This window comes from uncultured Paraglaciecola sp., from assembly GCF_937123705.1.
Lineage (GTDB): Bacteria > Pseudomonadota > Gammaproteobacteria > Enterobacterales > Alteromonadaceae > Paraglaciecola.
On sequence record NZ_CAKZKO010000133.1, the window covers coordinates 25,365 to 47,398 of the forward strand.

Below are 22,034 nucleotides of genomic sequence, written 5' to 3' on the forward strand. Positions count from 1 at the left end.
TGTAAGTGGCAGACAACAACTAACATGGAAAGTGAATAATGGCCATAATCGATAAAAACGTTTATACGGTTGCTAACTTGCTTAAGCAACCGTTAGCGATACCGAATTACCAGCGGCCTTATAAATGGCGTGTTAAGCATGTTAATCAGTTACTTGATGATATTATCAATCACCAAACCAAGTCCTGTTATCGCTTAGGGACTGTGGTTTTGTATCAAGCGCCTAATACTGATGAAGCACCTGCAAGTGAAGATGTGCCCAAAGGGGCCTTGTCGATAGTTGATGGTCAGCAACGGTTATTAACTTTAACACTGATATGTGCTGTTATTGATGCCAGCCTAGCAGGTAATAAACATACATTTGAAAGTGGCTTGTTAGCACATTCGTTTAAATCAGCTATTAGTATTAATAACTTACAGCACAACGCTAAGGTGATAGAAAGTCGAGTTAGTAACCTAGCCGAAAATGTACGCCAGGAATTACTCGATTTTGTTTTGCATAAGTGTGAGTTAATAGCGGTAACTTTAGATAACTTAAGTGAAGCGTTTCAGTTTTTTGACTCGCAAAATGCCCGTGGTAAAGCACTCGCGCCTTATGATTTGTTAAAGGCTTATCATTTGCGTGAAATGATGCAAAGCACTGATGAAACACAGCGTCTTAGCTATGTGCAAGCTTGGGAGCAGGGAATAAACCCTGACAACGCTATGCCAAGTTTACACACCATTATGGGTGAGTTGTTGTTTAGAATGCGCCGCTGGACAGACGGTGATAGAGGCATTCAGTTTAGCCGCCACAATATTGAGGTGTTTAAAGGGGTTAATTTAGATTCGGCTAATTATCGTTATGTTGAGGCTATGTTAGCGTTAGATTACACAGTTGAAAAATATAACAGTGATCCTATTCGTCAATGGGATAAGCAGCATAAAAGTTATCCCTTTCAAGTTGATCAAGTGATGATTAACGGCAAGCGCTTCTTTGATTATATTCAGCATTACATCACAATGTATTTTAAACTTTTTAGTGCCGAGAGTGCATTATTAGAAAAGGTAGTGCGTGATTTAACTGTATATCAAGGTTGCAACCGTAAAGGTGACCGGTACGTTAAAAACCTCTTCTTATGTGCTGTTATGTATTACTACGATAAGTTTGGCGACCTTGAATTACAAAAAGCAGCACAGCTGTGTTTTATATGGAGCTATCGCTTGAGGTTAGAGCTGCAGCGTATAGGCATAGAGTCTGTCGATAATCATGCCCGTTCACGCAACGGGTTATTTAAAGTGATCAATAAAGCCATTCACCCGCAGCAGGTATTGAACATGAATATTCCTACTGTGGAATCGGCCAAGTATAAAAACGCGCCAGCGGTTACTGATAACTTTAAAGAGTTTGGATATTTACATGGACAGACGATTAATGATAGCTAGTAACCAAAGTGAAAACCATGAACACTTAGATGTGTTAACTATTGCCGAATTGTTCGACCCTTCGGAGCAATACACAATCCCTATTTACCAACGTAATTATGCATGGGGTGCGACTGAGATTGAGCAGTTAATACAAGACGTGTATGACGCTGCATTGCGCAACCAAGCAAGTGTTAGTGTAGGTGAAAGCCCTATTGATTATTTTATTGGCAGCCTAGTAGTGTATTTACGAGGTGAAGGTAGTTTTGAAACTATTGATGGTCAGCAGCGACACACTACCTTAAGCATTTTACTCGCGTTATTGAAAAATAAGGGCTGTATTGAACAACCGTTGCAGCGGGTAGAACAATCAATTCAATCTAAGCACAAACCTGAAAGCACTGACATTGCGCTAAATTTGCATTTTGATAGTAGGCCAAAATCAGCACGCACATTAACCGATTTATACAATCATCAGACTAGCATTGAACCAGAAGAACCCGCTATTCATTCAGCCTATAATATTGCAGCACGATATTTGAGAAAAGACACGGTTGATAAAGAAAAGATAGATATATCACTTTTTAGTGATTACTTATTTAAGCAAGTAAAAATACTACGGGTGCAAGTACCTCAAGACACGGATCTAAATCATTACTTTGAAATAATGAATAATCGTGGTGAACAGTTAGAGAAGCACGAGGTTTTAAAAGCGCGAATGATGGCCCAATACATTGACGATGTGGACGGGCAAGCATGTTTTTCTGCAATATGGGATGCCTGCGCTAATATGCACCGCTATGTTCAGTTAGGCTTTGATACAAAGGTTCGTGATCATATATTTGGTGAAAACTGGTCGAGTTGCCCTACGAGCTTTGAAGCGGTTAAAGCGCACTTTATTGACGCTAAGAACACCAGTGATGGCATGACACTTAGCAATATCATTAGTAACAAACAATATAGTACCCATGAAGCGTTAGAACATGAAGATTTCGAAAAGGAAGAGCGATTTAGTTCGGTAATCGACTTTCCTAATTTTTTACTACAGGTTCTTAGTGTTAGCAGTGGAAAAGACGTAGCGCTGGATGACAAACGTTTACTTGATACTTTTGGCCATACAGATGGCAAGCTTGAGATAGAGCCGACTGTTTTTATTATGCAACTTTTAAAATGTCGGATGCTTTTTGATAAGTATATTGTTAAGCGTGACTTTGATGAAAAGTGGAGCTTATTGTCTTTAGAACGGTATACAAATAACAATAAGAAAAGTTTTAGCTACATCAACACTATCGGTAAAGATGAAGATGATAGTATCAATAACCAGTTGGTTATGATCTTGTCGATGTTTCATGTGTCATACCCAACACAGGTATATAAACATTGGTTAAGCAGCGCATTAAAGTCCTTACTGGCCTTAGCTACATCGAATGAGCTAAATGTAAGCGGTGATCGTTATCTAGCCGAATTAGAACTTTTAAGTGACCGTTTTTTCGCAAACGCTACAGGCATTGAACAAAGCATGTCGGTTGATAGTTTGTTATATGTTGATAAAGATAATGTTGAAGATGAAGAGGGTGTTGCAGCCAATCAAACGCTGCACACTGGCACAGGCGTACAAAACTTTATATTTAACCGTTTAGACTATTTGTTATGGCAGAAGTTAAAAAGTGGTTACGACTTTAAAAGCGACGATGCTCAACTTGACATGAACTATGTTAAAGAACGCTTTGATGTGTTTCAGTTTTCATTCCGCACTTCGGTTGAACATTACTTTCCGCAAACAAACCCGTTAAGCAAAGTGACAATGAAGGACGTCGATCGTTTTGGTAATTTGTGCCTAATTACGCCAAGTAGTAATTCAAAGTTAAGTAATTACCTACCTGAAAATAAAAAACAGTATTACGCAGAAAAAGGGCGCACCGAGAGCTTAAAACAGGCGTTTATGATGAGTTATAAAAAGTGGGCTCCAGACGAGCAAGGATTAAATAACATCAAGTCACATGAAGAAATGATGATTAAGGTTTTGTGTAAACAGTAGCCCTGTAACACTGTTGGACTAAATATGATTAACAGCTATTAAAATATCCACTCAAACTGAAAGGTAACCATAGGTCACTTTTTCAAACGAACCTGTACACCTCACTAAAACAAAGCGGCTAGATGAATAATCTGTCACTTTTTTATGCCGTATTTATTAAAACAGCCCTGCTCAATCTGCAAGAGTGTTCCTCAAAATCAAGTCGATATCAACACTAGCTTTTACCCAAATAACGCTAAATTCCACATTTTGAAAATTACTTTCAGCGATGCAATTATCGAACAATTTAAGAGACTTGATTTGTGTACAAATGTGAATTCAGAAGTAGCAATTTACTTGCTACATCTGCACTATTTGATTTAGAGCTAGAATGTGGAGATAAAATACTTATGGATACAGATGATTTTCCCCTATAGTGGTACCGGTAGTGGTGCTGTATTTATTTTGTAATGGATATATACTTATTTAACAATATCTTGAGTTCAATAGTCGAGTCTCTCCACCGGTAATACCAAGACCTTTTTTATGGCGTTGTCAAACCTTTGGTTTAATTTTTTAAAGCTCGAAACCTATCTTTTATACCAATCTCCATAAATATTAAATTGAACATCAAGCAAATTTTTCATGTGTTTTTCTTCTTCTAAACGGCGAAGCCGATGCTCTAGCTTTACCCTCGACTGAATGCTCGCCGCTAATTTACTCGTTTTTGTAGGTCAATTGCATGTGGGTATCGGCCAAGCCGATTTTTCTAGCATGTTACGTTGAATGTCCATGTAAATAAGACTGATTTACAAATAGTTACCAAGAGGCATGTTAATTCCGTTAAAAGTAAGTTGAGTAACGATGAAAGTGAGTTCAATGAGGCAGACTACCCTACCAAATGATCAGGTGTATACTCCCGGTAGCCATTGAAGCTATTTTACTTGTTTACATTAGACTTCCAAAGACATATTTGATCCACCGCTCTTCACTAACAAACTTCATACCTTTATTTAGATCTCTGAATTCAGTTGGCAAACCTTTCTTCACAATAGTCTCTAAATCCTGCCCTCGATTCTTCTGTTCTTTAATAAAAGTTACCGTGCTTGATAACCTCTCGGCAAATTGTAAAAGATCCGAAATAGTGAAAAGCTTTACTGGATCGGGGGCAAATGATGAATGTCCTGGAATAACTAAGGTATTGGCAGGATAGTTTTGTGTTAGGTATACAATATTATTTAGATATCCTGCTAAGTCTCCAGTTCTTTGGTCGATTATTGGATAGCCTTTCGCAAATAGATAATCTCCGACGTATAGTGTGTTTTGCTTTGAGAAGTATACGACTTGATCTCCTCCTGTGTGACCTGACATATTAGGCAACGTTTGAAGCTTGACAGGTTGATCAGCAATCTTTAAAACTAATTCCCCTGTAAAGGCTATGTCAAAATTGACACCAAGCTTGTCAATACTTTTTATTTGATTAATTGGCACGATGACTTGGGCATGAGCATTAAATTCTGGATATTGTTCAATATGATCCATATGCTCATGGGTTGAAGTAATATGTGTAACTCGATTACTTCCTAACTGAGCCAACTTCGTTTTAATCAAATCGCTGGTCTTATTGAAATTTGGATCGATTAACAAGGTTGAGCCGTCTTTAATAAGTGCAACGCTTGTTGTATTGCCTTTGTCACTGGTGACTCGCATTACATGTAAGTATTTATCTATTGATACGGAATCAATGCTAGTGTCAGCTAAACTAACTAAGGGAATAAACGCGATCATTTGAAATAGTGAGTGTAAATTTTTCATATTTTCTCTTCCTCTAGTAATTTCTGTCTAATAGAACATCAATAATGTTATCTGTAACGGCGATGGCATGGTCACCTCCGACATTGGTAAGAGCAATAACAGCGATTTCCTTAGCGCCAAAATCCATTCCGATATGGGCATACCACATTGTATTCGTGCCCATATGATAGACGTTTGTTCCTGATATAAACCACCCCAGAGCATACTCCGTTCCTGGCAAAGGGGTGTGTAACTTTTCGTACCCACTTTGGCTTAGTAAAGGTGAGTTTCCAGAACGACCATTTAGGTGTTCTATTGTATATTTAGCAAGAGAGTCTAGGCTCATATTTATCGTTCCAGCAGGTCCCATTGCCTTAGGATTATCAGAATATGTTTCTGACGGGTTTACCGGCGTCCAAGTATTATTTTCAAATCGATGACCATAGGGTTGGCTATCAGTAAATCCGTCGTCAGGAGCGCCAAATTTTGCATCCCTTATCCCCAGTGGTAACAATAAATATTCACTTACTAACTGTTCCCATTGTTCTATCATAATACGTTCCAGCATATGTCCTGCAATCACGTAGCTTCCGTTAGAATAGTTAAATGTCCCAATTCCATTTCCTGACATTGATAAAAGGTCTGATGACATTTGAGCTCGTTGCTGAATAACAGGGTCATTTGACGTGAAGTAATTATCCCAACCAATAACACCCATTATTTCACTATGTATGCCCCCAGTGTGCGATAGCAATTGTTCTATTGTGACATTACTATATTTTGCTGAATATTCACCTTCTTCAAATACATCTGATATAGATGTGCTCCAGCTTAATTGTCCCTGTTCAACGAGAATCGCTGTAAGAGTAGCAGTGAATGATTTAGTCAGTGAGCCAATATGCCAGCTATCGTTGATGGACACCTGTTGGCTACCACCTTGTTTCCTAACGCCTAGAGAAAATTGCTCAATAACTTGGTCACCTTCTATATAAGCACCTGATATAGCTGGTAAATCATGCTGTTGTAATACTTGTGTAAACGCTTCTTCAGCTGTTAGATACGAGGGCGGTGTAATAGGGGCTGGTGTATTAGGGGCTGGTGTATCACTAGCTCCATTACAGCCGCTGATTATTGTAGATAAGATAACAAATAATAGAATATATAATTTCATAACTTTTCCTGATGATAGTTCGATTCAACATAAGAATAGTGATTTCACGATAAGGAGTAGTTAGATAAAGGTGATAAGAATGTGAGGAAAATATTTGTTAATAAAATTCAGGTAGTTAGGGTTTATTTAAGAATAATATTCGCTAAACTCAAATTTGACTGTGCACGATTCGACTTTTCTAAAATGATACGTTTTCCGTCTTTTGACACATCGAATCGACCTCCAACTGATTTTTCAAGTGGTATTATCATGGTAGGTTGCCACTTATCCATAGTTGTTGCGTACAATCCACGTTTTGGCACTTCAGAAATAAAGTAGACTTTATCATACGAATAACGCCAATAAGTGTTTGCTGGTAACTCAGGTATGATTTTTTTCTCTTGTGTGCCAGCCTGGCCGTATAAATACAAACCGCCAGTATTTGCTTTCGAAACTAGCAACTTATTATTATAAAGAGGTTGAATATTTCTTACATTTTCAATATCCAATTTAGTGACTACAGGTTCTTGTTGATTAATATTAATCTGGTGACCTCTCCATATTCCATCATCGAGACTGTTAAAGTAGATAATCCCATTGTTAGATATGCTTAAATTACGAGCAAAATAAGTAGCGTCCGAGATTATTCGGAAACTTTGATTTGCTAAATCAATAACTCCGATTTGTTGGTTAGTAACAGCACAGATAAATCTGCCATCAGCAGATATCGCTAAATCAGCAAATTCTTTGTATTCAGAAAGATTTGTTAATTGTTGAGCAGGTTGATCTCGGTGTTTTACCCATATTTGTGGCAAGCCTTGTTCTACCGCTATATAGCTTAATCCATGTTCAAATAGCCTAGGTAAATACTCATTTTTCGTGGTCTTTAGAGAAGTAAATGTATTCTCTTCGTACATAACAATATCAAAGATATTGCCGTCACTAGTTTCCACGACCGCCAACGAATCGGTGATTGGTTTTAGGTTGAAGTTCCAGCCAATGTGTGTGCTAAGCAATTCAGTCGAATTTTTGGTACTAATATCATATGATAAAAGTCGATCATTGCCCCAGTTTAACCAAATACTATTATTATCTGGCCCCATATGTGCAGTATCGTAGACTGAATCAAGAACTAGCACTGAATTTAGCTGATTTGAATTGATAGCATAAGTCAAAAATTCAGTTTGACGTCTTTGTTTATCACGTAAAATGAGAATAGTTTTATAATTAGGACTAATATCAATAAAAAAATCTCCGATACCGTCGAAAGGTGATTCAGATATTTGTGTTACTTCATTAGTTACTATATTTAGCCGATTAACCGTATTTGCCTTTCTATTAATACTTTGTGTGAAGTATAAGGTTTGATTGATAGGATCATAAGCAAGCCGCACGTTTTTACTGGATTCGCAGTCATGTAATATTAGGCTTGATTCAACTGCTTCGCCGCTATCCGTAAGGAAAAGCTTAATAATCTGGCAAGAATTGTTATTATCTAATCGTCTACGACTAGCAAAAATCGAGTTATCTTGCACTGCCCAAGTTATATCCATATAGGTAAAATCATCAGTTTGTAATGCTGTGGGTTGCTTACTGCGCCGACTTTCAACCTGCCTAGTTTCAGCATAAAGTGAATTTTCTTTGAATGTTTTATCCTCTCTAAATTGTGCTTGATAGAGCGAGAATATATCGGTATTGGGTCTTTTATAAAGGAAGTATAGGTGTTTCTTATCTGAACTTAAGAGAGGATCTTTCTCGCTACCATCTAATGCGGTTAAGGTACTTAAGTTGTTAATTTTCCAATGTTTAACTGGAACATTAAAATAACTAATGGCTAATAAGCCTACGCAAATTAATAAGGTTAGAATAGAAACTCTTAGCCAAGAAAAAACGCTTGAGTTTGCCGGATTTTTTGATAACAGTGTTGATTTATCATATACGCGTATAGACGCAAGAAAAATATAACCTTTTTTGGGTCTAGTTTCGATATAAGTTGGGTTCTTTATATTATCGGAAAGTGCTTTACGTAATTGTGAAATTGACCAGGTGATGGTGTTATCATTAATTACAGCGTCAGCCCAAACATTTCTTATTAGGCTATCCCTGCTTAGAATCCTGTTGGGGTTTTGTACCAAAAATAACAGTAATTTAGCTAAAAGAAAATCAAGTTTAATGTTTTCTTTGTTCTTTAAATCAACTAATTCGAGCCCATCGAATTGATATTCATCGTTTAATGTGTAGATTGTCAACTCTTTGTTCAATATATCAACCTCTTTAACAAACAACCTCAACATATCAAATTTCTAAGAACAATCTAATCAGCTTTGGATAAGAACAAGGTAACCTTATTCTTCCTCAATGTTAATGAACAAATTGATAAGACTGCCTATTTTAAGCGACCCTAAAGTCAAACTCAACGAAAAAGGTTGGGCGTCAAGTTGCTCGTATTAACCAAGGTGATGAAGTTAAGAGCTTTGTAGATAGGCAGGGGTCAAAGCCATCAGTAATGTGCTGATCAGTGTTAAAGCTAAAATCTTTTTATTGGCATAGTTTATGTAATAATTAACGGGTGTATGAAATAATTAGTGTAATATCTAAGCTGAATATTTGATTGTGGAGATGTACATTTTGGAAAATGTAAAACCTGACGGTCGCTTTAAACGTAGTGCGCGTAGCCGTAGTGATATTGTTACGGCCATGGCCGATTTAATGGAAGAGGGCGTGTATGTGCCTACTGCGCAGCAGGTGGCTGATAAGGCCAATATTTCTATTCGGACTGTGTTTCGTCATTTTTCAGACATGGATTCTTTGTATAAAGAAGTTGACCAGTTTATTAAGCCTGGTTACGAAAAAGATTTTGCTAAGCAAGATCCAAACGGCTCGTTAGAGCAAAGGATTATACATTTAATCAACTTTCGAGTTGAAGGTTTTTATCATAATATTCAAACCATTAAGGCAACTAAAACCTTAGTATGGCGTTCTACTTTTCTTAAGGAAAACTACCACAGAAAACAAACTAAACTGCGTAAGTTGCTGATTCTGCAGTTTCCTGAGCTTAAAGATAAAAATGCTCAACTATTAGAAATGGTGGATGGGCTCACGTCTTTCGAAGCTTTTGATCGACTCTACACTCACCAAAAATTGTCGATTGAGGAGTGTAAGGAGATACTGATAGTACAATTAAAAATGCTGCTCTTGAATTAGATTGCTCCTATATTTGCTAGAAAGCCATCAATTGATGGCTTTTTAGTTTGCGGTTGTTTTAGGGACTAAGCCTGCCTAAAAGCGCTTTTTAACGGTAACGCCGTAGGTGGCAGGTTCTTGATAAAAGTTTAACAGCTTACCTTGTTGCAGCGGTCCTGCTATGGATAGTGAACTAAACTCTGCATCATCACCGATATTTCGCCCCCATAATACAATGTCCATATCGTATTCTTCTAAATTGAAAAACACTCTGGCATTAATGGCACTACGTCCATCAATAAGTGCAAGTTCATCACCTGAGGCTTCGGTATAAATATCACCCACATAGTTAAACTCTATGGCTACATAAGAATAAATATCATCACTTAACGAGAATTCCTGCTCTAGGGTCAGCACACCTTTGGTTTTAGGTTGGGAATAAGGTCTGTCACCTGAACGGTCACAATAGGGCGCGGGTGCGCCATCAGGTAAAAACTGTTGTTTAGGATCAGGCGTGCCTGTTTGCCAAGGAGTGGTGCTCCAACAAGGACCTTGTTCAAACGTTTTAAACACGGCATCGGTGTAACTATAAGCCAATAACAAGCGCGTACCTTGGGTTGGGATCCATATTGATTCTATCTCAATGCCGTCAGCTTCATAATCACCGGCGTTTTGTAAGGCAAAGCTATTACCAATAAACACGTTGGATTGAAAATCTTCGGTGATGGTATGGTGCGCCGCTACGTTCAAGCGCAAGTTAGACTCAGGGAAATCCGCTTTTAGCCCCACTTCAAATGATTTTGAATTCTCAGAGTCAAAAATTAGATCAACGGATTCTGCCACTCTGTCGGTATTGATCCCGCCCGATTTATAACCGGTTCCGTAGGATGCATAAAACAACATCTCTTTACTGGGTTGATAGGCAAGTTTTATTGTACCCGATACCTGCTCATCGTCCATTTTTTCGCTTACATTAGGTCTTTGAGCAGATAAAGGACCCAGTACTTGCGCATACCAAGCTTCTTGCTGAAAAGGTACAAAAGTTTGAATGGCCTGCATAAACTGCGGACTACCTACAGTAATCGCACCCGATGTAATGCCTTGTAAGGCTTGCCCTGCCGCGCCTAAATTGAATAACAAACTATCTGGCGTGATAGTTTGTGGAAACGCTGGATTGCCGATACTTGAGATAAGTGTCGAATGCTCTGCGCCGCTAGCGTAGTCTTCGGTAAACCTATTGGTGACGTCTTTTTCTTCATCGGTGTAACGCAACCCGGCAGTAAGAGTGAGCTGTTCGGTCAACTGGTAGTCAAACTGAGTAAACACCGCCCAGCTACTATGCTCTTGATGAGAATCAGCGCTATAAGATGCTTCACTCAACGTCGGTGCAGCAGGCGCAACAAGGCCTCCTGTCATTTGACTGATTGCATTTATTCCATTAAGAATGCTATCGAATTGACCGCCAGATAGGCCTTTCAGTACATAGTCGTTGATGTCTGTACCCACAGAGGTTTGGGCTAAGCCGTCTATTTCCTGCTCGAAATAGAACACACCCACTGAGCCATTTAGTTTTTCACCGGAAATATCGAATCGGAGTTCTTGAGAAAACGAAGATTGTTGCACTCCATTCAAGCGATTAAACAAATCTGCTGTGGTGTAGTCAGTATCACTAGTTTCAACTGAGTCAAACTTACGCATCCCTGTTATAGACACAAAGTCTAGGCTGTCGGAAAGACTCCAATCAATTTGGGCAGACAAGCCGCGGTCTTTAATTTCAATTTCGGGCAAATAATTAAAGGCTACCAAGTAATCGCCGTACTGATCGGCATTAATGATATCGGCATTAAACAAAGGAGAGCTGAGTAAGGTATCTGTGCCCATTTTTCCAGATACACCATTGGCTTCATAATTATTTAAAATGGTGCCTGGTGAGCAACAAATTTCGTCTAGCTTGGCATAATCACCAATAATTCTGATACTAAGATCGGCATTTGGCGTGTATAACGCTTGCACCCTGCCGCCATATCTTTTTTTATCGTTGATGGTGTTATCACCTAAATTAAGGTCATTCACAAAGCCATCCCGGGAGGATGAAAAACCCGATACGCGAAACGCCAACTCTTCATCAATCGCAGACAGAGATTTGGCAAAACCAAAATTTTGCAGCCCTAAATTACCTAAACTGACTTCAAGGTAACCAGTGCCGTCGTGATCCGGTGCCACACTTTTAACTTGCACCGCTCCTGATGGGGTGTTCTTGCCAAACAAGGTACCTTGTGGCCCGCGCAGCACTTCTACCGACGTTACATCATAGAAATTGTTGGTTAACGCACCTTGCCTTGAACGATAAATACCATCCATATAAAGACCTACCGAAGATTCCAAGCCAAAATTCAAGCTAGAAGTACCCACGCCTCGGATAGAAAAAGTGGCGGCAGCTGGGCTAGTTGACTCGGTAACCGTTAACCCCGGTACACTGCTTTGTAAATCGAACACATCTTTTATCACGCCCTCTGCTAATGCATCGCCAGAAATGGCCGTGACCGCTACTGGTACTTCTTGAAGGTTTTGCACCCGTTTTTGTGCAGTGACTTCAATCACCTCTAACTGACTTTTTTCAGTTTTTATATCAGCGGAATGTGAAGAAAAGCTATATCCAGCAAGAAGTAACGGGATCAAAGCGGCTAAGGGGTGTTTTTTCGTAAAATTTGTATTCATGGTGATTCCCATCTCGGCGTACGAACAAATAACAGCGGCAGTTGTTACGGTTTTGTAAAAGAATGGTAACTATAAAAACATTTGTCATACATGTTGTCAATATGATTTGTCATAAAGAGTGACATAATGATGAAGGCCGAAGGTAAATCATTAATTTATATTTTAAATTACTTAGTTTTGTGGAGGTACGGCAAGAACGAGACTGCTCATTGCAGCCTCGCCATTATTAGCATTACAAAGCTTTCTTAGCTTTTTCTTTTAAGTATTTAATTCTGGCATCAGGAATACCGTCTTTAACAAAAGGTGGAGTAAATCCATCAAAAAGAGTCGAATGCAAGATACCGTCAGACATCAAAGCTGGCATTATCTGCGAATCAATTAATGCACCAGACAATTGTGATTGCTCCTCGGGAGTCAAGTTCTGATAACGTAATTGCAATTGCTCAAAGGCCCAAGCTCGGTATTGACTAGTGGTAAAGGTTGCAATAACCCCATCAATTTGCGTCTCGAACCGTTTAACTTTGCTTGCAGCGGCTTTGGCCGTTGCTTTACACAGTGGCACATAGGTTTTGGCGATAAAGCTTAATAAATGACTCAAACTCTTTGGCAAACCTTTGGCTAAATTTAGCCAATCAGTAAATTCTGTTTGCCCGGCGCAGCCTCTAGTATCACCCAATTGCATAATGGTATGGATCCAATTACAGGTGCGTGGTGCTTGGGTTTCCATTATTTCGTGGCTTTGGGGATCTTCGTAAAAGTGCACTTTTAATGGGCCGTATAGGGCAAAGTCGGCGACACTAGGTTTGCCACCTAGTAAAAATTGATGTTGTTCAAAATGTGCCTCTAAAATGCTTAGTAAATCTAGCACTTGTTTATCCATATTAGCGCGTACTTCTTCTCCCTCTAAACCTAAATGTTGGTCAAATCCGGTTTGCCGATTCAGAATAATGGGAGCCAATTGCTGCATTTGCATAGTGGGAACGCCATACACAATACCTCTAGCAATTTTGTGACTAAGCGTATGGCGATTTTGCTCATTGCCCCAACGGGTGTGCATAATCATGCGGGGCATGTATTCATCAGCAAAATCTTCTATTAGCCACATTAAAAAGGCCAATGACGGGTCTTCTGGAATGGTCGAAACCTCAGGATGTTGCGCTTCTAAGTACTCAATAATAGGGGTGGAGTCTTGCATCACTTGATCATCTGGGCTCAACATAACAGGAACAATACTTTGCCCCGCGGCTTCTACTGCCCATTTAAGATCTGATTGATTCGAATGTATTTTTTTATAGTGAATGCCTTTGTAATGCATATAAGTCATCACTTTATGAGAATAAGGCGAACCTTGAGCCTGCAAAATTCGATAGTAACTCTCTTGCCCTTTAAGCAAGATTTTACTTTGTTGATGAAATTTGTTTTCTAACCATACTGTGGCCGATTGTTCAGCGTTATTTGTCATGCTTTTTCTCCATGATTGTAATGTCATTAGTTATGACACAATATATTTGTTAATACAAGCCGGATATAAGATCAGCACATCTATGGCCCAATACTTAGCAATACAGCAATGGGTATATATCGAAAACACTAAGGAAGACAGATGGTTAAGAAGTTATTCGTAGGTGCAGCTGTGATAGCAACAGTTGCCATAGCTTGTGCTACGCACTTTATCTTGGGCGCGTCCAAAATCGCTGCGGGTTATGTGGCGCAAACCTACTGCACTAACTGCGAAGAACAGCGCAATTGCGGACTTTCAAAGCAACGACTTAATGATAGTTAACATGAAACTCTTGTGCTAATTTGCGTAAGCGTTTATCTAAGGTCCAGATTTTGGTTTCATATGAAAGTAAAGCTGATGTCAGAAGTGCAATGTCTATATAACCACAGCCTTTGCCAAAGAGTTTATTTTGTTCTATAAACACCAGTATTTCCTGCATTGTTGCAATCGTTGAGCTTTTTAGTAGCGAAAGATCGTTTAGAGTTTTGGATCTCGCTGGTGGCGTCCCGCATGTAAGTTCAGCGATTATTAGGGGGTGACAAGAAGCATGATCTGTACTCAACAGTTTTATCAATTTCCCGTTGGGCGATTTAAAATGCGCAACCCAAACAGATGTGTCTACTAAAATCAAAATTTAACTTTCTCGCCTTGGTATATCTTCCATATTAGGACTTTCACCGCCTAAAGAAGCTAGACGCTTGGCAGCTTGTAACCTCACAAAAACCTTCATTGCTTCTCTAATTACACTTGCCTTATCGCTATTTGGTGGACAAAATTGCGCAGCTTGTTCAAAAAGTTCGTCTTCTATACTAATTGTTGTTCTCATAGCTATCAGCCTTCCCATCATCAATTATGATGTATATAAGTATCATAACTAGACACGTTTGGGTAGGGCCACTAAAATGAAATCCCATCTTGCGCGCGAAACTTGGACGCAAGTTTATATGAATGCAAACTCCAGCGCTTTATTGGCATTCAAAATAAAGCGCACAATCGGCTCATAATGACTTCGACAACAACTCCAAAATACGCAGGGAAGCTTCGGCGCCACTGTTTTGATTTTGTCCGGTAACTAAGTTGCCATCGACTACTACATGGGTGGCTAGCATATCTCTAAATGCGCTGTTGGCTTCGAATTTGGCATTGCGTTTGCGTAGTTCGGTTTCTGGGTGCTTAGGGGTGATGGAAATACCCAGTTCTTCAATTTGTTTGTCGGTAACCCCTGTCACTCTGCGTCCTTCGATTAAATTGCTGCCGTCTTTGTTTTGGGCATTCACTAAGCCTAAAGCGCCGTGACATACCGAGCCTATCACCGCATCCTTGCCATTGGCCTTGGTCACAACTTCAGCCAGTTTATCTGACTGGGCAAAATCATAAGCCGCGCCCCAGCCACCGGCTAAAAATATGACATCGTACTGCGCGGCATCAATTTGCTCTATGGGGATGGAATGGGTGAGTTTTCCCATAGCTATGGCGTCTTCTGTAAAGCGGTAATCTGCATCGGTAGCCAAAGGCCAGCCCATAGAGTTTGGTTCAACAGGAATTTCGCCACCTTGAATAGAGGCAATATCTACTTCTATACCTGAATCTAAAAAGGCGTAGTAGGGTACGGATAGTTCAGATCCAAACACCCCAGTGGCTTTACCTGAATCCCCTAAAGTTCCGTGACTTGTAGCGACAATTAGCGCCCGTTTACCACTTAATTGATAACTTGGAATATCATGGTGTGGGTGTAAACCTAAGCTCGTAAGTAGTTTCGGTAATCCAAAGTACACTATGACTATTAACGCGAAAACGCCTATCACTGCATAAAATAATTTGTTCATATCAATGTTCCTGTGTAAATTTAATAGGTTAAACCTTGGCTCTTTTAGCCTTAGCCTTTTGTTTAACTTTTCTAAAACCAAAAATAATCAAACCGAGAATAATTAGTAGCACTAAAACCTTGGGCCAGATGTCGTTTAGTGTTTTTTTAATGGCATTCTTAGCGACTTGTTTTACTGCATGCTCACCTTTAGGCAAGGCAATAATCCCCATCTCATTGGCGTACTTTTCATACTCATTAAGCATGTCTTGAAAAATCAGCGGATGAGTTGATGCCAAATCTTTGGTTTCACCTGGGTCCTTGACTACATCGTATAAATGCCAAGCTTCATCACCAAAGGGCTGTTTGATTAGGGCAATTTTCCAATTGTCACGATAAAGTGAGGCATTACCACTGGTTTCAAAGGCAAAACTATCTTTGCCCCAAACATCTTTGCTTTGCCCCGTTAACAAAGGCATTTGGCTGCGACCATAAAACTCATTTACATTAAAGGCTGCACCTGAGTATGCAAGCAGGGTAGGGACTAGGTCGCTAACATGAGCGCGAGCAGAGACTATGCCTAAATTTTTAATACCAGGGCCTGACATCACCAAAGGTACTCTTTGGCCACCTTCAGAGCTGTTAAATTTGTACAAATTGAACGGTGCCGCCGATACCGAAGCCCACTCGGGGCCAATGCTAGCAAGACTGCCTTGTTGTCCTAAATTGGCAAAATCGTGATCCCAATCAAGGGATTTCATCCATATTTTTGTAAAGACATCTTGCACAGGATTAACTGGCAGAATGCCAATAGTGTTACTTTCAGCACCGTTGTCAGAGGCGACCACCACTATAGTGTTTTCTAGTTTACCTAGTGATTTTAGATGTTGTAATAAACGGCCAATATGATGATCGGCGGCTTCGGTCATGCCGGCGTTCACTTGCATTAGGCGGGCCCAATACTGTTGCTCTTCTGCGCTTAAATCAGCCCATTTTCGATGATGTTCTGGCACACCTTCTAAAGTTGTCGACGGCGGCACTAAACCTAGTTTAATGGCGGTTTGTAAACGTGCTTGGCGCATCTGATCCCAGCCTTGGTCAAAAACACCGTTATATTTGTCTATATATTCAACGGGGACTTGCACCGGAATATGAATAGCTTGTAAGGAAAGGTAAGCAAAAAACGGTTTATTTGGGTCGGCTTCATCCACATAGTCGATCATTTTGTTGACTATATCCCGAGAAGAATAGAAATCTTTGGGCAATGACACGCGCTTTCCATCTTCAAACCACTTTACTTCTTTGTATAAGGCTAGGTAAGGCGTTTCACGATAATTGCTGGCACCTGTTGCATCGAGTACAAACGACCGGTCGAATCCAAAGCGATGAGGCAGATTTTTAGTGGTTCGGCCAATGCCCCATTTACCCGACACCATGGTTTGATAACCTTGCGTTTTTAAACGGCTGGCAAGGGTTTTTTGGTTAGCTTGCCACTCCATGGAGTAACTGGGATGTTGCTGCATTTCTGGTGTAAGGGATTCCACTAAGGTAGACATACCCACTTGATGACTATCTTGCCCCGTCATTAACATGGCACGACTTGGGCCACACATAGGTGCGGTGTAATAACGGGAAAATTGCACCCCCTGCTGAGCTATTTTATCAATATTGGGGGTATTGGCGTCACTACCATAAGCGCCCAGTCCCATAAAACCCACATCGTCTAGCATCACAATAAGAATATTGGGTCGTTGCGGGGCTTGCTGAGCCAATGTACTCACACTGAAAAAGAGTAAAAACAATATAATTAAGCGCATTCGTGACATCCTCAAGTTTAAGCCAATGCTGCAGTTAGTCCTTTGCGTTGTAATTTCAAGCCGTAGTCAATGGTTAAAAAGTCAGTTTGACCTTGTGTTGCTAACCAGTTGATAAGCGTTGCTTTATCTTGCTGATTAAATCTATTCAGCATATTTTGAAGTCGCTGCATACGCCACACAGAATAGGTAAATGAGCCACGACAAAACATTCCATCGAGCATTTTGAAACCTAGTTTTTCAGTTGTCCTAGGGAGCGGATGACCCGACTCCAAACCTTGTTCGTTAGCCATTGTTTTGATTTCATTGGCCGTCGCTTGCATTAAGGGTAAGTACTCGTCGAATACCATTTTTAGCATAGGTAGCAACGTAGCTGGAATTTCGTCATTAGGATATAAATGACCTGAGGCCTTGTCACCTCTGGCCATTTTTTCCACCCACTTTTGTAGATGAGGTCGAGGGTCTAGCCATTCACGCTTGGGCCAAGGATCGCGGTTTAAATGACCGAACATGGGACCAAATAAGGCAAAGTCGGCAACCGTTGGTCGCTCACCCAATAAGTAACCTTGTTGAGTAAAGTGTTGTTCAAGTATATCTAAAAGGGTTTGACTCCATTTTTCTAATAGCCCTATTGATTCAGGCCCAATCCCTTGGTTAGGAAGGTGCTGCGTCATGCGCTGTTTAAAAAAGCTTTCCACCAATCGATTCCGAATAAACTTAGGGGCAAAAGGAAGCAGTGCTTTGCCTGATTCATCTCGATTAAGCTTTTCCCAATTTTCATTGTAAGACCAGCGGGAATGCAAAGCGACAGTCATCCAAGCGTCATCAAACCAATTGTGCAGCAACTCTGCCACAAAGGTTTGCACTGGGGTTGTTGTCAGTATGCTTGGCGTGGGGTGACGCTTTTCCAACTCTTCGATTATGAGTGGCGTGTCACTTAACCATTCGCCTTGTTTGCTTTCAATGGCGGGCATCGCCGCTCTTTTGGTGGCTTTGCTGATTTTTTTAAAATCAAATAGGTTGATTTCTTTTTCTTCAAAATCTAGCCCTTTGTACTTAATGTATCCTCGCGCTTTCCCTGCAAAGTAAGATGCCTGCCATCCATAAAAGGTGTAATCGTGTTTCATTGCTCTTACCTTATAATTTCGCTTTTGAATTATGTAATGTCATTATCTAGTTTAATCACGCTGGTTGCGGTTTATGCAAGAAGCGGTAAACCAGCATAATGCCAATAGCGGTAGGCATCATAAGTATACCCACTATGGCACTGGCATAAGCAACTTCGTTTATTTGTAGGGCGTTGGTGGCGATAAAAAACGACAGTAAGATATTTTTTAACGAACTTTCTACCGCAATAGTAGCACTGTCTCTGGTGTTGATACCTGAGATACGCGGCAGCAAAAAACCTATCACTACGGCTGCCGCCAACAGTAAAATAGCCGGAATAATAATGACGCTGGCATCCTTTAAGGTGTTACCACTGTCAGCAACGCCTGCGCCAATAAAAGCCGCCAGCATAGCGACAAAACTGACTTTGGATAACACAGGTTCACTTTTTACCCAGTTAGGTTTTTTCGCTCGCGCAAACATGCCTAAAATCACAGGCAATAATGTGAACATTGCTAACTGTGCGGCTGTTTTTAATACCGGCATCTCCACTAAGGCTCCGTCGTTACCATATTTGGCGAGTGTAAAATTAACCCACAGTGGCAAGGTAAATAAGGTAATTGTTGTAGCCATAGCTGTTAATGTAATAGATAGCGCAGTATCACCTTTACCCATATGCACAATCACGTTAGATGTGGTGCCGCCAGGGCAGGCTGCTACCGCAACCAAACCTACAGCGAGCATAATAGGTAAATTAAATCCAACGGCCAATCCTAAGCCGACTAAAGGTAAAATAAAGAGGTTAATCACTAAGCCTAAAATCACCGCTTTTGGAAAACGCACCACTCGTTTAAAGTCAGCTGTGGTTAAGGTCAAACCCATAGCAAACATTAAGGCAAACATGGTGACGGGTACGGCTATTTGTAGTAATTGAGCTACAACAGGATTATCCATGTCTAAAGACTCCAAGTAATGTAGGTTATACCTGCATTTGGCTTATTTTTACTCCACAGCGAGACTAAATCTGCGGCTGCACTATCAATTAAAAAACGGTTCACGTTATGGCTGCTTTTTGTCATCGACTAGTGATAACACTAAGCCAATAATAAATGCAGCAAGCAGGAAATAGGACAACGTGGTTGCCGGTGCCGTGCCTGCTGTGGTAATAGGTTTTAGGTGGCCAATAGCCATACAGCCTAATTATCTCGTTAATCTTAACTTGCAGTTCATTTAATTTAGGCACTGCGTCATGGGTGGTTACAAAGATGTCATCAGTGCTGGAGTCGTGAATTTGTTTCATTCTTACTTGGGTAACGTGATTATTTGATAGGCTACTCATTAGGCTATTCCCAAACTTCTTGAAATGTTGACTGAGAACAACCCCTTGGGTTGTGACAGATTTTCCCTTGTGATGAATGAGCGTTTATGCGCCCAATTTTTTATGACACAAACACTGACATAAAGTTTCTACACATGCAATAGCTCGATATAAAATATTGACACTATTTATGTCATAATATTAGGGGATGGATAAAAAAATAGACTTGTATAAAAAGCGCGATAAGCTGATGTCATTAAGCAACATTGATTGTCATTGGAAAACCTTAGGTTTAGAGGTCGTGCAAGTTAGCGACTCCCTTGTCCAAAGGATCAGTAAAACACAGGCTTTTAATTATGGGATCAACTCAGCTACAAACATAACAACCTAATCCACCTTCTTAGTATATTATCAATACCTAAAAATGTATTGACACACATTGTGCTATAATTCATATTTGAGGACAAACTTGAGGTTCTTCAAAAAAATATAGTATTCAGGTATATCAAGTAAAAAATAACAATAATAACTAAAAAGAATTGGGGGGAGACTATGATGAATAAACCTTGGGTAGCGCATTATGCGCCGGGCGTAGAGCCAGAAATTGACGCGGCTAAATATAACTCAGTGGTAGAAATATTTGATACCTATACCGATATGTACGCTGGCAACAAAGCATATATTAGTATGCACACAAGCGTTACTTATCAAGAGTTAAGGGCTAAATCTGAAGATTTCGCCGCTTATTTGCAGCATCAAATGGGCTTAAAAAAAGGCGATAAATTTGCAATCATGTTGCCAAATATTCTGCAGTATCCTATTGCTTTATTTGGCGCACTAAAAGCAGGGTTAACTGTTGTCAATGTTAACCCTCTGTACACACCTAGAGAATTAAAGCATCAGCTAACTGATTCGGGCGCCAAAGCAATCTTGGTTATTGAAAATTTTGCTCACGTCTTGGAAGCCATAGTCGACGAGACGCCCATTGAGCACATTATCACCACCCAAATGGGTGATTGTATCGGTTTATTAAAAGGCACCATGCTAAACACTGTGGTTAAACGTGTTAAAAAACTGGTGCCAGCATTTACCTTGCCTGATACGGTTAAATTTAATCAAACCTTGCGACTAGGGAAAAAACAGAGGCTTTCACCCGTCGCCATCACCTCTAGTGATCTAGCCTTTTTACAATATACAGGTGGAACTACAGGTGTTGCTAAAGGCGGGATGTTAAGTCACGGCAATATAGTAGCCAATATGCTGCAAATAAAAGGCATGATGGGGTCGAACATAGTTGAGAATGATGAAATGGTGGTCACCGCATTGCCGCTTTATCATATTTACGCCTTGACCGTTAATTGCTTAAGTTTTATGACTATAGGTGGTTGTAATCTGCTTATCTCAAACCCCAGAGATATTCCAATGTTTGCCAAAGTGTTGAGCAAATATCCAGTGACTCTTTTCGCTGGCGTCAATACACTTTTTAGTGGTTTGTTAAATAACCCAACTTTTCACAATATCGACTTTAGTACCTGGAAAGTGTCTATTGGTGGCGGAATGGCAACCCAAAGGGCGGTTGCAGAACGTTGGCAAAGGTTAACTGGGACGCCCATATTGGAAGGATATGGGTTAACCGAGTGTTCGCCTTGTGTCACATCAAGTCCAATGAATCAAATTGGTTTTACCGGCTCTATTGGGCTTCCCCTTTGTAATACTGACGTTAAGATAATGGATGACCAAGGCAACGAAGTCGCGCCGAATCAGTCAGGAGAATTATGGGTCAAAGGCCCGCAAGTGATGGAAGGCTACTATAATCGCCCTGAGGCAACAGCAGAAATCATGCACGATGGATGGCTAGCTACGGGGGATATTGCTCGAATAGATGAACGAGGCTTTGTCTTTATCGTTGATCGTAAGAAAGATATGATCATCGTATCAGGCTTTAATGTTTTTCCAAACGAAATTGAAGATGTGATTGCCATGATTGACGACGTGGTTGAAGTGGCTGCTATTGGTGTACCTTGTGAAAAAACTGGCGAAAAAATCAAAGTTTTCTTAGTCACTAAGAGTGGCGAGATTAATGAAGAAACCCTTGTCGCCCACTGCCGAGAGAACTTAACCGCTTATAAAGTTCCCCACGAATTTGAACTGAGAACCGAGCTACCTAAGTCAAATGTGGGTAAAATTCTAAGGAAAGAATTACGCAATTAAGTACAACTAATGAT

The 22,034-nt window shown here is 40.2% G+C and carries 16 protein-coding genes; 5 read left to right on the plus strand and 11 right to left on the minus strand.

Translation table 11 applies throughout. From position 1 onward, the window contains the following. Window positions 1-38: 38 nt before the first annotated feature. Together Q0688_RS16395 and Q0688_RS16400 are read left to right on the plus strand one after the other, a co-directional pair. Window positions 39-1,424: a DUF262 domain-containing protein gene (locus Q0688_RS16395; RefSeq protein WP_299079244.1), complete on the plus strand. Its 1,386-nt coding sequence runs from the start codon at window positions 39-41 to the stop codon at window positions 1,422-1,424. Continuing rightward, window positions 1,399-3,441, plus strand: coding sequence for a DUF262 domain-containing protein (locus tag Q0688_RS16400; RefSeq protein WP_299079247.1), 2,043 nt, complete (start codon window positions 1,399-1,401; stop codon window positions 3,439-3,441). The genes Q0688_RS16395 and Q0688_RS16400 overlap by 26 nt, the downstream gene beginning before the upstream one ends. Window positions 3,442-4,368: 927 nt before the next feature. On the opposite strand, the gene Q0688_RS16405 is transcribed toward Q0688_RS16400, so the two are convergent. The 3 genes from Q0688_RS16405 to Q0688_RS16415 form a co-directional block, all read right to left on the minus strand. Beyond that, window positions 4,369-5,235 (minus strand): MBL fold metallo-hydrolase, encoded by an 867-nt coding sequence (locus tag Q0688_RS16405; protein ID WP_299079250.1) that lies wholly within the window; start codon window positions 5,233-5,235, stop codon window positions 4,369-4,371. A 13-nt stretch (window positions 5,236-5,248) separates the two neighbouring features. Further along, window positions 5,249-6,385 (minus strand): serine hydrolase, encoded by a 1,137-nt coding sequence (locus Q0688_RS16410; RefSeq protein WP_299079253.1) that lies wholly within the window; start codon window positions 6,383-6,385, stop codon window positions 5,249-5,251. A 122-nt stretch (window positions 6,386-6,507) separates the two neighbouring features. Continuing rightward, on the minus strand, window positions 6,508-8,625 hold the full coding sequence (locus tag Q0688_RS16415; protein ID WP_299079256.1) for a winged helix-turn-helix domain-containing protein: 2,118 nt from the start codon (window positions 8,623-8,625) through the stop codon (window positions 6,508-6,510). Between the two features lie 367 nt (window positions 8,626-8,992). Here Q0688_RS16415 and Q0688_RS16420 point away from each other — a divergent pair, with 367 nt between their 5' ends. Continuing rightward, window positions 8,993-9,568 (plus strand): TetR/AcrR family transcriptional regulator, encoded by a 576-nt coding sequence (locus tag Q0688_RS16420; protein WP_299079259.1) that lies wholly within the window; start codon window positions 8,993-8,995, stop codon window positions 9,566-9,568. A gap of 75 nt (window positions 9,569-9,643) precedes the next feature. Here Q0688_RS16420 and Q0688_RS16425 read toward each other — a convergent pair whose 3' ends face one another. Next, complete coding sequence (locus tag Q0688_RS16425) at window positions 9,644-12,265, minus strand: TonB-dependent receptor (protein WP_299079262.1); 2,622 nt, start codon at window positions 12,263-12,265, stop codon at window positions 9,644-9,646. 232 nt (window positions 12,266-12,497) lie between these two features. Continuing rightward, window positions 12,498-13,727 (minus strand): glutathione S-transferase family protein, encoded by a 1,230-nt coding sequence (locus Q0688_RS16430; protein WP_299079265.1) that lies wholly within the window; start codon window positions 13,725-13,727, stop codon window positions 12,498-12,500. A gap of 141 nt (window positions 13,728-13,868) precedes the next feature. On the opposite strand from Q0688_RS16430, the gene Q0688_RS16435 reads away from it, so the two are divergent. Then, window positions 13,869-14,048 carry a hypothetical protein gene (locus tag Q0688_RS16435; protein WP_299079268.1) on the plus strand — a complete coding sequence of 60 codons (180 nt, stop codon included), beginning with the start codon at window positions 13,869-13,871 and terminating at the stop codon, window positions 14,046-14,048. Between the two features lie 352 nt (window positions 14,049-14,400). Here Q0688_RS16435 and Q0688_RS16440 read toward each other — a convergent pair whose 3' ends face one another. The 6 genes from Q0688_RS16440 to Q0688_RS16465 form a co-directional block, all read right to left on the minus strand. Further along, the gene (locus Q0688_RS16440) at window positions 14,401-14,592 is read right to left on the minus strand and encodes a type II toxin-antitoxin system VapB family antitoxin (protein ID WP_299079271.1); all 192 of its coding nucleotides are present in this window, start codon (window positions 14,590-14,592) and stop codon (window positions 14,401-14,403) included. A gap of 172 nt (window positions 14,593-14,764) precedes the next feature. Next, window positions 14,765-15,592 (minus strand): type 1 glutamine amidotransferase domain-containing protein, encoded by an 828-nt coding sequence (locus Q0688_RS16445; protein ID WP_299079274.1) that lies wholly within the window; start codon window positions 15,590-15,592, stop codon window positions 14,765-14,767. 28 nt (window positions 15,593-15,620) lie between these two features. Then, window positions 15,621-17,387 carry an arylsulfatase gene (locus Q0688_RS16450; RefSeq protein ID WP_299079277.1) on the minus strand — a complete coding sequence of 589 codons (1,767 nt, stop codon included), beginning with the start codon at window positions 17,385-17,387 and terminating at the stop codon, window positions 15,621-15,623. A gap of 17 nt (window positions 17,388-17,404) precedes the next feature. After that, on the minus strand, window positions 17,405-18,511 hold the full coding sequence (locus tag Q0688_RS16455) for a glutathione S-transferase family protein (RefSeq protein WP_299079280.1): 1,107 nt from the start codon (window positions 18,509-18,511) through the stop codon (window positions 17,405-17,407). A 55-nt stretch (window positions 18,512-18,566) separates the two neighbouring features. After that, window positions 18,567-19,445: a bile acid:sodium symporter family protein gene (locus Q0688_RS16460; RefSeq protein WP_299079285.1), complete on the minus strand. Its 879-nt coding sequence runs from the start codon at window positions 19,443-19,445 to the stop codon at window positions 18,567-18,569. Between the two features lie 121 nt (window positions 19,446-19,566). Beyond that, window positions 19,567-19,830: a hypothetical protein gene (locus Q0688_RS16465; RefSeq protein WP_299079287.1), complete on the minus strand. Its 264-nt coding sequence runs from the start codon at window positions 19,828-19,830 to the stop codon at window positions 19,567-19,569. Window positions 19,831-20,364: 534 nt separating this feature from the next. Here Q0688_RS16465 and Q0688_RS16470 point away from each other — a divergent pair. After that, window positions 20,365-22,020, plus strand: coding sequence for an AMP-binding protein (locus Q0688_RS16470; protein ID WP_299079322.1), 1,656 nt, complete (start codon window positions 20,365-20,367; stop codon window positions 22,018-22,020). Window positions 22,021-22,034: the final 14 nt, after the last annotated feature.

What these genes read in the sequence shown, in the direction of transcription:
- Q0688_RS16395 (WP_299079244.1), top strand. Translation starts at nt 39, where the DNA reads ATGGCCATAATCGATAAAAACGTTTATACGGTTGCTAACTTGCTTAAG.
- Q0688_RS16400 (WP_299079247.1), top strand. Translation starts at nt 1,399, where the DNA reads ATGGACAGACGATTAATGATAGCTAGTAACCAAAGTGAAAACCATGAA.
- Q0688_RS16405 (WP_299079250.1), bottom strand. Translation starts at nt 5,235, where the DNA reads ATGAAAAATTTACACTCACTATTTCAAATGATCGCGTTTATTCCCTTA.
- Q0688_RS16410 (WP_299079253.1), bottom strand. Translation starts at nt 6,385, where the DNA reads ATGAAATTATATATTCTATTATTTGTTATCTTATCTACAATAATCAGC.
- Q0688_RS16425 (WP_299079262.1), bottom strand. Translation starts at nt 12,265, where the DNA reads ATGAATACAAATTTTACGAAAAAACACCCCTTAGCCGCTTTGATCCCG.
- Q0688_RS16430 (WP_299079265.1), bottom strand. Translation starts at nt 13,727, where the DNA reads ATGACAAATAACGCTGAACAATCGGCCACAGTATGGTTAGAAAACAAA.
- Q0688_RS16435 (WP_299079268.1), top strand. Translation starts at nt 13,869, where the DNA reads ATGGTTAAGAAGTTATTCGTAGGTGCAGCTGTGATAGCAACAGTTGCC.
- Q0688_RS16440 (WP_299079271.1), bottom strand. Translation starts at nt 14,592, where the DNA reads ATGAGAACAACAATTAGTATAGAAGACGAACTTTTTGAACAAGCTGCG.
- Q0688_RS16445 (WP_299079274.1), bottom strand. Translation starts at nt 15,592, where the DNA reads ATGAACAAATTATTTTATGCAGTGATAGGCGTTTTCGCGTTAATAGTC.
- Q0688_RS16450 (WP_299079277.1), bottom strand. Translation starts at nt 17,387, where the DNA reads ATGCGCTTAATTATATTGTTTTTACTCTTTTTCAGTGTGAGTACATTG.
- Q0688_RS16455 (WP_299079280.1), bottom strand. Translation starts at nt 18,511, where the DNA reads ATGAAACACGATTACACCTTTTATGGATGGCAGGCATCTTACTTTGCA.
- Q0688_RS16460 (WP_299079285.1), bottom strand. Translation starts at nt 19,445, where the DNA reads ATGGATAATCCTGTTGTAGCTCAATTACTACAAATAGCCGTACCCGTC.
- Q0688_RS16465 (WP_299079287.1), bottom strand. Translation starts at nt 19,830, where the DNA reads ATGAGTAGCCTATCAAATAATCACGTTACCCAAGTAAGAATGAAACAA.
- Q0688_RS16470 (WP_299079322.1), top strand. Translation starts at nt 20,365, where the DNA reads ATGAATAAACCTTGGGTAGCGCATTATGCGCCGGGCGTAGAGCCAGAA.